This is a genomic window from Streptomyces sp. NBC_01283 (genome assembly GCF_041435335.1).
Classification (GTDB): domain Bacteria; phylum Actinomycetota; class Actinomycetes; order Streptomycetales; family Streptomycetaceae; genus Streptomyces.
The window spans coordinates 6459086-6470511 of the sequence record NZ_CP108430.1 but is presented as its reverse complement, the minus strand read 5'-3'; the positions used below and the strand labels follow the sequence as shown (position 1 = coordinate 6470511).

Below are 11426 nucleotides of genomic sequence, written 5' to 3'. Positions count from 1 at the left end.
GCACCGCACGTGGGCCCGTCACGGGCCGACTGCTACGTGATGTCGGGGGTCGCCCGCAGGCCGGGGGCGCGCTCGGCGCGGGCGCTGCCCTGCGGCCCGGAGCGATCGGGGCGGGCCCTCACGCCGCTGGTCACTCGGCCTCTTCCCGTACGTCGAGGACGACCAGTACCCCTACCTCCCGCCGGAAGTATCCCTGCTCCCGGCTCCCCTCCACCGGGTCCGTGAACCACTTCGGGCATGCCTCCACGGAGCGGAGCCACTCCTCGCCCGGTACGGGTTCGAACGTGTTCGTGCCGGCCGCGCGGGCGAAGCCCCGGGTCACCATCCGGATCGACCGGACCCGGCCCACCGTGTCCGGTGCCTCCTCGCCGTGCCGCTCCACGGAGTAGAGGTCAGGACCGCCCTCCAGCTGCCACGCCACCTCGTCCCCCACGGAGAACGGCGTCCCGCAGCACTCCATCTGCCAGTCGTCGTACATCACGTCCCACAGCGTCATGCCCCCACCCTCCCCGGAACTCCCCGCCGAGTGCGAGACGTTTTAGCCGTACGCCGGGGTACGTTCCCGTACGACAACCGGCCCGCCACCTCCAGGAGCCCCGCACCATGACCACCGCTCCCACCCGAAGCAGCGACCGGCGGATCAGCCCCGTCTTCCTCGGGATCGCCGCCGTCACCGCGGTCTCCGGCTGGGCCGCATGGACCGGGTTCGCGGACAATCCCGGGCTCGCGGTCTTTCTCTTCGTGACGGCGGCCTGGATCGTCTCGCTCTGTCTGCACGAGTACGCGCACGCCCGCACCGCCCTGCACAGCGGTGACATCTCCGTCGGCGCGAAGGGCTATCTGACCCTCAACCCGCTGAAGTACACGCACGCGCTGCTCAGCATCGTGCTTCCGGTGCTCTTCGTGATCATGGGTGGCATCGGCCTGCCCGGCGGTGCCGTCTTCATCGAGCGGGGCCGCATCCGGGGCAAGTGGAAGCACAGCCTGATCTCGGCGGCGGGCCCGCTGACGAACGTGCTCTTCGCGGTCGTCTGCACCGCGCCCTTCTGGCTGGACTCGCTCTCCGGCGTGCCGGACACCTTCCGCTTCGCGCTCGCCTTCCTCGCGCTGCTCCAGGTGACGGCCGCGATCCTGAACTCGCTGCCCATCCCGGGCCTGGACGGGTACGGCGTCATCGAGCCCTGGCTCTCGTACAAGATCCGCCGCCAGGTGGAGCCGTTCGCGCCGTTCGGTCTGATCGCCGTCTTCGGCATCCTGTGGATCCCCGAGGTGAACGGCGCCTTCTTCGACGCGATCGACGCGATCCTGCGAGGGCTCGGCGTGGGCGACCTGGAGACCTACTGCGGCCAGGACTTCTACCGCTTCTGGGACGGCGACCCGAGCCAGTCCTGCACGCTCAACTCGTAGCGGCGCGGGCGTTGCGCTCGGCCTTCGCGCGGCGCAGGTAGTACCACGCCATGTTCGACGAGAGTCCGGCGAGCAGCACCCAGATCACGCCGATCCAGTAGCCCTGGACGAAGGAGACCACGGCCGCCGCGACGGCGAGGGCGCAGACCGCGAGGGCGTAGAGAGCGAGGCGGGGCATGGGGGTCGGCTCCTGTCGGGGGTCGGTCCGTGGGGTGGCGGGCCGCCGCGCGATGCGGCGTCCGCAACCAGTGTCCCCCATGCCCGCTACGTCCTAGACGTCGGTCACGCGCAGCCCCGCGTGGGCCTTGTAGCGCCGGTTCACGGAGATCAGGTTGGCCACCAGGGACTCGACCTGGTGCGCGTTGCGCAGCCGCCCCGCGAAGACGCCCCGCATGCCGGGGATGCGGGCGGCGAGCGCCTGGACGATGTCCGTGTCGGCGCGGACCTCGCCCAGGACCATCACATCGGTGTCGATCTCCTCGACGGCCGCGTCCTGGAGCAGCACCGCCGACAGGTGGTGGAAGGCGGCCGTCACCCGGGAGTCCGGCAGCAGGGCGGCGGCCTGCTCTGCTGCGCTGCCCTCCTCGGGCTTCAGGGCGTAGGCGCCCTTCTTGTCGAAGCCCAGCGGGTTCACGCAGTCGATGACGAGCTTGCCGCTCAGCTCCTCGCGCAGCGCTTCGAGGGTCTTGCCGTGCCCGTCCCACGGCACGGCGACGATCACGATGTCGCTGCGCCGCGCGCACTCCGCGTTCTCGGCGCCCTCGACGCCGAGGCCCAGCTCGTCGGCCGCGGTCCGCGCGCGCTCGGCCGCGCGGGAGCCGATGATCACCTTCTGGCCCGCGCGGGCCAGGCGGTAGGCGAGGCCGCGGCCCTGGTCGCCGGTGCCGCCGAGCACGCCGACGACGAGCCCGGAGACGTCGGGCAGCTCCCAGGGATCCTTGGCCGGGGGCTTCTGCACACTGTCGTTAGAGGTCATGCGGCCGACCTTACTCACCGCCCGGTCGCCGCCCGAGTCAGGCCAGCGCGGCCACCGGTATCCGCCGGAACGTGATCGTCTCGTAGGCGCTGAAGTCGCCCGTCTCGTAGAGGAGTCCGACGGTCCCGTCGTCGACGCGCACGAGATCGGAGTACGCGGCGGGCAGCCCGTCCACCGTGTACGCGTCCTGCCACGTGGTGCCTCCGTCGCGGCTGCGGCGCACCGTCATCAGGGCCCGGAAGCCTGGGTCCGCGGGCCCGGAGAACAGCAGCACGTCCGGCGTGCGCAACTGGAGCACGCCGCATTCGACGACCGGGCCGACGAGCCCTGCCTGCGGCCGGAAGGGCTTGAGCAGGCTCCGGCCGCCGTCCAGGGAGTGGGCGTCGGCGCGGGTGCCGGGGGACGGCGAGTCGTTGCGGGTGTTGAAGTAGAGCCGCCCGTCGGGGAGTTCGGCGGCGGTGGTCTCGTTCACGTTCACGTAGCCGTCGGTGTTGTCGTCGACGTAGCCGATGCGCCAGGTCTGTCCGTGGTCGTCGCTGAGCAGGCAGTGGCCGCCGTTGTACTTGCCCTCGGTGCCGTCGTCCGTACCGGAGGGCGGCAGGGAGTGGTTGGCGGGCACGACGACCCGGCCGGTCGCGGCGGTGCCGGTCAGCTGGATCGCGTGGCCGGGCGTGGTCGCGTACCACCGCCAGTTCGTCTTCTTCACCTGCCCGGTGATCTCCCTGGCGGCCGACCAGGTGAGTGCGTCGTCGTCACTGTGCCGGACCCAGATCCGCCGCCCGTTCGCGGCGGAGACCTTGCCGCGCCGGATGGCGTCCTCGGTCGCGGCGGCGGCGTTGCGGACATGGACGAGGAGGATCCGGCCGGTGTCCAGGACGACGGGGGCGGGGTTGCCCGCGAGGTTGGTGCCGTTCTGGGCGACGACCTGGAGCGGCCCCCAGGTGCGGCCGCCGTCGCTGGACCGCTTCAGCACGACGTCGATGTTGCCGAAGTCCGCCTGCGAGCCGACTCTCCCCTCGCAGAAGGCCAGCAGGGTGCCGGAGCGGGTGCGGACGACGGCGGGGATCCGGAAGCTCGCATAGCCCTCGCGCCCGGCCCGGAAGGGAACAGATGTCTCATCAGCCATCCCCGGTCAGTCCCCACCCCGGGCGAATTCCCGGTGAACTCCGCCTGACGAGTCACACGTTGGGGCAGGATGCGACCCCATGGACGCCGTACGGGTCGCGCTGCTGCGCGAAGTGCTCGCGGGAACCGAGTGGGTGGGCGCGACGCGCCGCTTCGCGGGGACGCTGCGGTCCTCCGTGGTGCCGCACGGGGGCGGGCTGCTGCTCGTGGGCACGGAGGAGTACGAGCCGTGGCATCTGGCCGCGCATCTCGTGGACGAGGCGGCGTGGTCCGGGACACCGGAACTGACGCCGACCCTCGTACGCCACCGGGTGCGGGAGGGTGATCCCGCGCATCTGTCGACCGGGCTCGGCCGCATCGAGGCGGCAAGGCGCGGGGAGACGCTGCTGGTGGTGGCGCCGGACACGCCCGCGGCCGCGCCGGGGGCGGACCTCCTCGACCGGGTCCACGACGCCCGCGCGGCGGGGGCGACGGTGCTCGCCCTCGGCTCGGCCGACAGCGATCTGCGGGCCATGGCCCACGAGGCACTGCCCGTACCAGAGTCTCCCGACCTGGACCTGGACATGGTCCAGCACCTGGTGAGCGCGGCGACGGGCGAGAACTCGCTCCCGGCGGCGCGGGGCCGGAAGCGGCTGCGTGACCGGCTGTCACGGCTGGCCGACCAGCTGACGGCGCCACCGCCGGCGCGGTGGTAGCACCTGCGCTGAACCGCCGCTACGCGGCGGATGTCTCCCACCCACCCACCCGATCACCCCGCAGGGCGACGGGTGGGCGGGAAATATCCGCCGCGCAGTGGTGGTTCAGTTCCCCGCAGTCCCGGCGGCGGGTCAGGCGCTGCCGGCGTCCTTGTCATGCCACTTCGGGTCGGTCTCCCACTCCAGGTTCCGCTCGGCGGCGGTCTCCATCGCCCGCTGGGCCTCCTCGCGGGACCCATAGGGCCCGAAACGGTCCTTGCCCGGACAGTCGGGGCCCTCCTCGACCTTCTTGTGCTCCAGACAGTAGAACCACTCGCCCGGTTTACCGACGGTCCGCTTCTTGAACAGTGCCATGGTCTGCTCCTCTCTCTCCCGCCATGCTGCCCCACCACCGCTGGTTAGACTCGCTGGCATGTCTGGCCAGTCACTGCTCGTACCAGGGGAGCTCTCTCCCATCCGCCCCGTTCCGGGAAACATCAGGCGCCCGGAGTACGTGGGGAAACCCGCGCCCACCCCGTACACCGGGCCCGAGGTGCAGACCCCCGAGACCATCGAGCTGATGCGCGTCGCGGGCCGTATCGCCGCGCGCGCGATGGCCGAGGCCGCCAAGCACATCGCACCCGGCGTGACCACCGATGAGCTGGACCGCGTCGCCCACGAGTACATGTGCGACCACGGCGCCTACCCCTCCACGCTCGGCTACCGCGGCTTCAAGAAGTCGCTGTGCACCTCCGTCAACGAGGTCATCTGCCACGGCATCCCGGACTCCACCGTCCTGAACGACGGCGACATCATCAACCTCGACGTGACCGCGTACATCGGCGGTGTGCACGGCGACAACAACGCCACGTACCTGGTCGGGGACGTCGACGAGGAGTCCAGGCTCCTCGTGGAGCGGACCCGGGAGTCCCTGGACCGCGCCATCAAGGCGGTCAAGCCCGGCCGCCAGATCAACATCATCGGCCGCGTCATCGAGTCGTACGCCAAGCGCTTCGGCTACGGCGTCGTCCGTGACTTCACCGGCCACGGCATCAACACGTCCTTCCACTCCGGGCTGATCGTGCCGCACTACGACAGCCCGCACGCGACCACGACGATCAAGCCCGGCATGACGTTCACCATCGAGCCGATGCTGACCCTCGGCACGTACGAGTACGACATGTGGGAGGACGGCTGGACCGTGGTGACGAAGGACCGCAAGCGGACCGCGCAGTTCGAGGAGACGCTCGTGGTGACGGACAGCGGGGCGGAGATCCTTACGCTTCCCTGAGCTCTGAGCGGGTAGCGTTTTACCGACAGGACGTCGGGAACCAGTTGACTTAGGTAAGCCTAACTTGGATGATCGGTAGCGGTCGTACTGGCTCCCGCCTTTCCGCGGCTTTCTTTCGCGCTCTTCGCTCCCCGCTCTCTTCGGCTTCGGAGGTCCCTCATGGATCCGTTCTCCACGGTCATCCGCACCGCCTCGCACGAGCAGCACACGGAGGCGGAGACCTCGACGTTCATGAGCGACCTCCTCGGCGGCAGGCTCGGCGTCGACGCGTACGCGCGCTACACGGAACAGCTGTGGTTCGTGTACCGCGCCCTGGAGGAGGGCGCGGAGGCGCTGAAGGACGATCCGGTCGCCGGCCCCTTCATCCAGCCCGAACTGCTGCGCGTCGCGGAACTGGAGCGGGACCTCTCGCATCTGCGGGGCGCGGGCTGGCGGACGGAGGCGACGCCCCTGCCGGCGACCGCGGCGTACGCGGCACGGGTCGCGGAGTGCGCGCGGGAGTGGCCGGGCGGTTACGTGGCCCACCACTACACCCGCTACCTCGGCGATCTCTCCGGCGGCCAGATCATCCGCGGCAAGGCGGAGCAGACGTGGGGGTTCGCCCGGAAGGGCGACGGCGTCCGGTTCTACGTCTTCGAGGGCATCTCGAACCCGGCGGCGTTCAAGCGGGGCTATCGGGAGCTGCTCGACGGCCTGGGCGAGGTCGTCCCGGACGAGCTGGAGCGCCAGCGGATCGTGGACGAGTGCAAGCGCGCTTTCGCCCTGAACACCGGGGTGTTCCGCGAACTGGGCGAAGAGTTCCCGCTGTCGGCGTAGGAGCAGGCTCTGCGGAGCTTTCCCCCACCCCCGCCCCTTCCCGAAACCATGAGGCTCCGCCCCCTGGACCCCCGACAAGACGTCCTCAAACGCCGGACGGGCTGGATATTTCCAGCCCGTCCGGCGTTTGAGGACGAACTCGGCGGAGCCGGGAAGGGGCGGGGGTGGGGAAAGGACCGCCGGAGGCAAGACCTCAGCCCCCGCTGAGCCGTACCCGTCCCCCCACCTCGATCAGTCCGTCCGGTGCGGGGGCCGTGAGGATCTGGGAGCCTCGGCCCTGCGTGATGTTGAGCGCACGGCCGAGCCGCTCGGTGAGGAGCAGCGCCGCCGCCCCCGTGGCCTCGTCCTCCCGGATTCCGTCGTCCCGGCCGGGAAAGGCCCGCGCGCGCACCCGTCCCGCCGCCTCGTCCTCCCACGCCCAGGCGTAGATCCACTCCCCCGGCGGGGGCACGTCAAGGGCGTTCACCTCGGCCGGGGTCGCGTAGGCGCGCAGCGTCCGCTCCGGCGCCCACCGGGGCCGCGCCGCGATCCAGTTGAACTCCCCGTCCTGGCGGGCCTCCACCACCCCTGCGGGCGTGACCAGTTCAGGTACGTCGAGCAGCCAGGACGTACCGACGCAGGGGTGCCCCGCGAAGGGCAGCCGCAGGGTGGGGGTGTAGATGTCGATGACCCCGCGTTCGGGGTCATCGACGAACACCGTCTCGCTGAAGCCGAGCTTCGCGGCGATCGCCTGCCGCTCGTCCCGCCCCGCGACGCGGGCCCCCTCGCGCACGACACCCAGCTCATTGCCGTGCCGGCCGTCGGGCCCGCAGAACACCCGGAGCACGTCGAGACCGTCAGGCAGTTCAGAAGGCAGTTGCGAAGGCAGTCGCGTCATCCGGGCATTCAAGCATCCGCGGGATCCCCGCGCGTCAGGAAGCCCGGCGGCGGGCCACGAAGACCGCACCGGCACCCGCCGCGGCGATCGCCCCCGCGGCCCCGAGCAGCGCACCCGTCGGCACCGACGCACCGGTGGACGCCAGCGACCCTCCCGTACCGCCACCGACCGAACCGCCGCCACCGAGCGCGGCCGAACCGCCGCCGGTGGAACCGGAGTCGGCCGAGCCGCCCGTCGAGCCACCCGTCGAGCCACTGGGCAGCTTCGCCCCTTCGGCGACGGAGAGCGCCACCGTCACGGGGTCCATCGCGTCGCCCTTCTTGTAGCTGGAGGGTGCGTCGTCGCTGGCGAACTGCTTCGCGCCCGCCGCGGTGAACGCCGCGGGCACCTTGTCGAGCACGACGACGTCGTTCCTCGCCGTGTACGACGCCTTGGCGAGGTCGAGCGTCGCGAACTTCACGTCGTCGTTCTTGCCCTTGGGCGAGGTGACGTCCACGGTCAGCGTGCCCTTGCTGCCGTTCGCCGCCACCTTGATGTCGCTCAGCTTGATGTCGATGCCGTGCGCCTTGTACTGGAAGCGGACGGCACCGCCGAAGGACGCGGTCAGCTTCTTGGCGTCGGATTCCACCTCGCCCTTGGCGTACGGGAAGTCGTAGCCGTTGCCGTTCTTCTTGGCGCCGCCCGAGAGCGTCGCGCCGCCGCCGGACTCGATGTAGCGGCGGAAGCTCTCCTTCACGCCCCAGGCGAGCGAGCCGTCGTGCACCTCGCCCGTGGGCTTCCCGCCGCCGGACGTGCCGGTCGGCTTCGGGGTCGTGGTGGGGCTGCCGGTCGGCTCGGCGGTCTCCGTGGGCTTGGGGGTCGCGGTCGGCTTGGGCGTCTCGGTCGGCTTCGGCGTCCCGGTGGGCTTCGGCGTCTCGGTCACGGCGCCGCCCGCCTTCACCGACAGCGTCGCCGGGTCGAGCTTGTCGCCCTCCTTGTACATGCCGTTGAACGCCTTGGCGCCGTCCGCGGTCAGCGTCGCCGGGATGTCCTTGAAGGTCATCGCGCCGCCCTCGCCCTGGCCGGGCCTGATCCCGGTCAGGTCGAGCTTCGCGAGGTCGATGTCGTTCTGGACGGCGCCGTTGAGGCTGACGTCGGCCCGGATGGCGCCGTTCGTGCCCTCCGTGCGGACCTTGACGTCGGCGACCGTGATGTCGAAACGGTGAGCCGGGGAGGAGAAGCGGACGCCGCCCTTGAAGGCGGTGTCGGTGGCGTGCGTCCCGGTGTCGTACGTCCCCTTGCCGTCGGTGAAGGTGAACACCCCGTTGTCGGCGGCCTGCCTGGCGCCGTCCGTGGCCTCGATCTTGCCCACGGCGGGACCGGTGACGTACGTGCGGAAGGACTCCTTGAGGCCCCAGTCCAGCGTGCCGTCCGTCAGCTCCAGCTTCGGCGCGGCGGCGGCGCTTCCGCTGTCGGCGGCGAGCGCCGGGAGGGTGAGGGCGGTCGCGCCGAGCGTGACGGCGGTCGCGACGGCTGCCGCGAGGGTTACGGGACGACGGGTGGCGGCCATGATCAGTCTTCTCCTTGGAGAGAGCGGTAACAGCGAGGAGGGGGTGGGGTGATGGAGCGGTCAGGAGTCCGAGCCGGTGGCGTCCGCCGCCGCACGCTTCTTGCGCACGACCCCGAACGTGACCGCCGCGGCGAGGAGCACCGCCACACCCGCGCCGATGCCGATCGGCACGGCGGGCGAGGAGGAGTCGGAGGCGTCGGCGGCGTTCTGCGTCTTCGGTCCGGCGGCCTTCTCGGCCTGCGGCGACGGGCTCGCGGACGAGCCGAGGTCCGGCAGCGCGGGCAGCTTCGCGTCGGCGTCGAGGGCGACGGCCAGCGAGAGCGGGTCCATCGTGGAACCCGCCTTGTACATGCCGCCGAACGCCTTGGCGCCGTCGGCGGTGAGCTTCGAGGGCACTTCGGTGAGGGAGACGAGCCCGTCAGCGGGCTTCAGCCGACCGGATCCCGCCGCGAAGGTGATCAGCGGCGCCTTCTTCAGGGCGACCCCCTTGTCACCCTTGCTGTCACCCTTGCTGTCGACGTCCGCGAAGAGCGTGCCCTTGCCGTCCTCGACCTCTACGGCGACCTTGCTCAGCGCGAGGTCGAGGCCGTGCTCGCCGGTGAAGCGCACTGTGCCCGCGAAGTCCGCGTCGAGGGTCCGCTTCTTCTCGTCGTACGTCCCCTCTCCCCGGGGGAAGCGGAAGAGCGCGCCGCCGTCCTGGGCCCCGGCGGACAGTTTCCACTCGCCCTTGGCGATGGAGCCGGTGACGTACTCCCGGAAGGTGCGGCGCACGCCCCAGTCGACGGCGGCGTCCTCGATGCGCCCCGCCTTCGCCTTCTCCTTCTTCTCGGAGGGCTTCTTCGAGGGCTTCCCGGACGGCTTCTTCTCGCCGGAGCCCGAGCCGGAGCCGGCCGACCCCGCGACCAGATCCGTCGACAGGCTCACCCGGTCCAGCTCCGTGCCCGCCGTGTAGTACCCGGCGAAAGCCTTCGCGCCCTGGGAAGTGAGCGTCGCGGGCAGGTTGTTGAGGGCGATGGGTCCTGAGCCGCCCTTCATGTTGATGCCGGACATGCCGAGCGTGGCGAGGGGCACCTGGGCGGTGGACGTGACCTTGCCCGTGCCCTTCTCCTTGCTGACCATGTCGGCGTAGAGCGTGCCGGAGCCACCGGAGATCTTGACGGTGGGGCGGCTGACGGTGAGGTCCAGCTCGTACGAGCCGCCCTTCTTGTGCCCGAGGAAGTGCACTCCGCCGGAGAACCCGGCGCTGAAGGCCCCGCTGTCCGGGTCGTACGACCCCTTCGCCGAGTGGAAGCGGAACTGGCTGCCGCCGACCGTGGCCGCGCCGCCCTGGAGGGTCGAACTCCCCTGGGCTATCGGCCCGGTGACGTAGCTCTGGAACGAGGATTTGATGCCCCAGTCGAGCCGTCCGCCCCGGACCGTGCGGTCCTCGGCGTGCGCGGCGGCCGTGGGGAGCAGCGCTCCGACGAGTGCGGTGAGCACCACCACGGCTCCGGCGCGGGCGATGGCTCGCGCCTGTCTGGACGACGACGACATGGGACCCCTCCGGGTGTGGCCAATAAGGTAAGGCTAACCTAAACTACGATCACTTCGGCTGGAACCCCTCCCGGCCACCCGGGCCCCGGGCGCCTCGGCACAGACCCTCAACAGCACGACAGGACGGTGGACTTCGGTGCGTATGCCGCGCTCATTCCGTATCGCCGGCGCGTGGACCGCCGTGCTCGCCCTGGCCCTCACGGGCTGCGGGTCTGCCTCGGACGGCGGTGGCGGGACGTCCCCGAAGACGAAGGCGGCGGCCTCCGCACCCGATCGCGCCGATCGCCCGGACCGCGTCGAGCCGCTGAAGTCCCGCCCCGAGCCCGTTCTCCCCGCCACCGTCACGTCCGCCGACGGCAAGAAGGTCACCGTCAAGGACACGAGCCGGATCGTGCCGCTCACCGGCAGCCTGAACGAGATCGTCTTCACGCTCGGCCTCGGCGAGAACGTCGTGGCCCGCGACATCACCGCCACCTTCGAGCAGGCGAAGAAGCTGCCGGTGGTGACGCGTGCGCACGACGTCTCGGCGGAGAGCGTCCTCTCCCTGAAGCCGACGGTCGTCCTCGCGGACAGCACGACGGGACCCGCCGAGGCCATCGGCCAGATACGCGACGCGGGCATCCCGCTGGTCGTGTTCGACCCGGCGAAGGGCCTGGACGACGTGGGCCCCCGGATCGACGCGGTGGCCGAGACGCTGGGGGTCGAGAAGTCGGGCGACGCGCTCAAGTCCCGTACGCAGGAGCGCATCGCGAAGGTCAGGAAGTCCATCCCGGCAGCCGCCCACAGCGAGAAGCCCCGCGTCGCCTTCCTCTACTTGCGCGGCTCCGCGTCCGTCTATCTGCTCGGTGGCCGTGAGTCCGGCGCGAGTTCGCTCCTGGAGGCGGCGGGCGCGGTCGACGCGGGCAAGGAGTCGGGCCTGAAGAAGGACTTCACGGCGATCACCAGCGAGGCACTGGCCAAGGCGGCACCGGACGCGATCCTCGTCATGTCCAAGGGGCTCGCATCGGTCGACGGCGTGGACGGGCTGCTCAAGGTACCGGGGGTCGCCGAGACCCCGGCCGGGCTCGATCGCCGCATCGTCTCGGTCGACGACGGGGTGCTCCTGAACTACGGACCGCGCACGGACCAGGTCCTGAAGTCCCTGGTGGAGCAGTTGCACGGGGGCAAGAAGTGACCGT

At 71.0% G+C, this 11426-nt stretch carries 13 protein-coding genes; 5 read left to right on the top strand and 8 right to left on the bottom strand.

The genetic code is table 11. The annotated features are described in order from the left end of the window. Positions 1 to 130: 130 nt before the first annotated feature. Entirely contained in the window at positions 131 to 496 is a 366-nt protein-coding gene (locus OG302_RS29275) for a DUF6578 domain-containing protein (protein ID WP_371529509.1), read from the bottom strand. A gap of 107 nt (positions 497 to 603) precedes the next feature. Between OG302_RS29275 and OG302_RS29270 the strand changes: the two genes are divergently transcribed. Next, positions 604 to 1407, top strand: a complete 804-nt coding sequence (locus tag OG302_RS29270; protein WP_371529508.1) for a site-2 protease family protein — start codon at positions 604 to 606, stop codon at positions 1405 to 1407. Here the strand turns inward: OG302_RS29270 and OG302_RS29265 are convergent. The 3 genes from OG302_RS29265 to OG302_RS29255 are packed head-to-tail and all read right to left on the bottom strand — an operon-like array spanning position 1397 to position 3509. Beyond that, a complete protein-coding gene (locus OG302_RS29265) occupies positions 1397 to 1666 on the bottom strand; it encodes a hypothetical protein (protein WP_371529506.1) in 270 nt (89 codons plus the stop codon). The two genes, OG302_RS29270 and OG302_RS29265, sit on opposite strands and share 11 nt — an antisense overlap. 12 nt (positions 1667 to 1678) lie before the next feature. Next, positions 1679 to 2383 (bottom strand): NADPH-dependent F420 reductase, encoded by a 705-nt coding sequence (npdG, locus tag OG302_RS29260; protein ID WP_361827371.1) that lies wholly within the window; start codon positions 2381 to 2383, stop codon positions 1679 to 1681. 37 nt (positions 2384 to 2420) lie between these two features. Beyond that, positions 2421 to 3509 (bottom strand): exo-alpha-sialidase, encoded by a 1089-nt coding sequence (locus OG302_RS29255; protein WP_371529505.1) that lies wholly within the window; start codon positions 3507 to 3509, stop codon positions 2421 to 2423. 79 nt (positions 3510 to 3588) lie between these two features. Here OG302_RS29255 and OG302_RS29250 point away from each other — a divergent pair, with 79 nt between their 5' ends. Beyond that, positions 3589 to 4203, top strand: a complete 615-nt coding sequence (locus OG302_RS29250; protein WP_371529504.1) for a hypothetical protein — start codon at positions 3589 to 3591, stop codon at positions 4201 to 4203. 132 nt (positions 4204 to 4335) lie between these two features. On the opposite strand, the gene OG302_RS29245 is transcribed toward OG302_RS29250, so the two are convergent. After that, positions 4336 to 4557, bottom strand: coding sequence for a hypothetical protein (locus OG302_RS29245; RefSeq protein ID WP_371529503.1), 222 nt, complete (start codon positions 4555 to 4557; stop codon positions 4336 to 4338). Positions 4558 to 4615: 58 nt separating this feature from the next. Here OG302_RS29245 and map point away from each other — a divergent pair, with 58 nt between their 5' ends. Both map and OG302_RS29235 read left to right on the top strand, forming a co-directional pair. Beyond that, the gene (map, locus tag OG302_RS29240; protein ID WP_371529502.1) at positions 4616 to 5473 is read left to right on the top strand and encodes a type I methionyl aminopeptidase; all 858 of its coding nucleotides are present in this window, start codon (positions 4616 to 4618) and stop codon (positions 5471 to 5473) included. A gap of 159 nt (positions 5474 to 5632) precedes the next feature. Further along, positions 5633 to 6289 carry a heme oxygenase (biliverdin-producing) gene (locus OG302_RS29235; protein ID WP_371529501.1) on the top strand — a complete coding sequence of 219 codons (657 nt, stop codon included), beginning with the start codon at positions 5633 to 5635 and terminating at the stop codon, positions 6287 to 6289. A gap of 193 nt (positions 6290 to 6482) precedes the next feature. Here OG302_RS29235 and OG302_RS29230 read toward each other — a convergent pair whose 3' ends face one another. The 3 genes from OG302_RS29230 to OG302_RS29220 are packed head-to-tail and all read right to left on the bottom strand — an operon-like array spanning position 6483 to position 10248. Then, entirely contained in the window at positions 6483 to 7166 is a 684-nt protein-coding gene (locus tag OG302_RS29230; protein WP_371529500.1) for a PhzF family phenazine biosynthesis protein, read from the bottom strand. 34 nt (positions 7167 to 7200) lie between these two features. Beyond that, entirely contained in the window at positions 7201 to 8715 is a 1515-nt protein-coding gene (locus OG302_RS29225; protein WP_371529499.1) for an HtaA domain-containing protein, read from the bottom strand. Positions 8716 to 8775: 60 nt separating this feature from the next. Then, positions 8776 to 10248 carry an HtaA domain-containing protein gene (locus OG302_RS29220; RefSeq protein WP_371529498.1) on the bottom strand — a complete coding sequence of 491 codons (1473 nt, stop codon included), beginning with the start codon at positions 10246 to 10248 and terminating at the stop codon, positions 8776 to 8778. A 142-nt stretch (positions 10249 to 10390) separates the two neighbouring features. Here OG302_RS29220 and OG302_RS29215 point away from each other — a divergent pair, with 142 nt between their 5' ends. Further along, complete coding sequence (locus tag OG302_RS29215) at positions 10391 to 11422, top strand: hemin ABC transporter substrate-binding protein (protein WP_371529497.1); 1032 nt, start codon at positions 10391 to 10393, stop codon at positions 11420 to 11422. Positions 11423 to 11426: the final 4 nt, after the last annotated feature.

What these genes read in the sequence shown, in the direction of transcription:
- map (WP_371529502.1), top strand. Translation starts at nt 4,616, where the DNA reads ATGTCTGGCCAGTCACTGCTCGTACCAGGGGAGCTCTCTCCCATCCGC.
- OG302_RS29230 (WP_371529500.1), bottom strand. Translation starts at nt 7,166, where the DNA reads ATGACGCGACTGCCTTCGCAACTGCCTTCTGAACTGCCTGACGGTCTC.
- npdG (WP_361827371.1), bottom strand. Translation starts at nt 2,383, where the DNA reads ATGACCTCTAACGACAGTGTGCAGAAGCCCCCGGCCAAGGATCCCTGG.
- OG302_RS29250 (WP_371529504.1), top strand. Translation starts at nt 3,589, where the DNA reads ATGGACGCCGTACGGGTCGCGCTGCTGCGCGAAGTGCTCGCGGGAACC.
- OG302_RS29265 (WP_371529506.1), bottom strand. Translation starts at nt 1,666, where the DNA reads ATGGGGGACACTGGTTGCGGACGCCGCATCGCGCGGCGGCCCGCCACC.
- OG302_RS29255 (WP_371529505.1), bottom strand. Translation starts at nt 3,509, where the DNA reads ATGGCTGATGAGACATCTGTTCCCTTCCGGGCCGGGCGCGAGGGCTAT.
- OG302_RS29220 (WP_371529498.1), bottom strand. Translation starts at nt 10,248, where the DNA reads ATGTCGTCGTCGTCCAGACAGGCGCGAGCCATCGCCCGCGCCGGAGCC.
- OG302_RS29225 (WP_371529499.1), bottom strand. Translation starts at nt 8,715, where the DNA reads ATGGCCGCCACCCGTCGTCCCGTAACCCTCGCGGCAGCCGTCGCGACC.
- OG302_RS29245 (WP_371529503.1), bottom strand. Translation starts at nt 4,557, where the DNA reads ATGGCACTGTTCAAGAAGCGGACCGTCGGTAAACCGGGCGAGTGGTTC.
- OG302_RS29235 (WP_371529501.1), top strand. Translation starts at nt 5,633, where the DNA reads ATGGATCCGTTCTCCACGGTCATCCGCACCGCCTCGCACGAGCAGCAC.
- OG302_RS29215 (WP_371529497.1), top strand. Translation starts at nt 10,391, where the DNA reads ATGCCGCGCTCATTCCGTATCGCCGGCGCGTGGACCGCCGTGCTCGCC.
- OG302_RS29270 (WP_371529508.1), top strand. Translation starts at nt 604, where the DNA reads ATGACCACCGCTCCCACCCGAAGCAGCGACCGGCGGATCAGCCCCGTC.
- OG302_RS29275 (WP_371529509.1), bottom strand. Translation starts at nt 496, where the DNA reads ATGACGCTGTGGGACGTGATGTACGACGACTGGCAGATGGAGTGCTGC.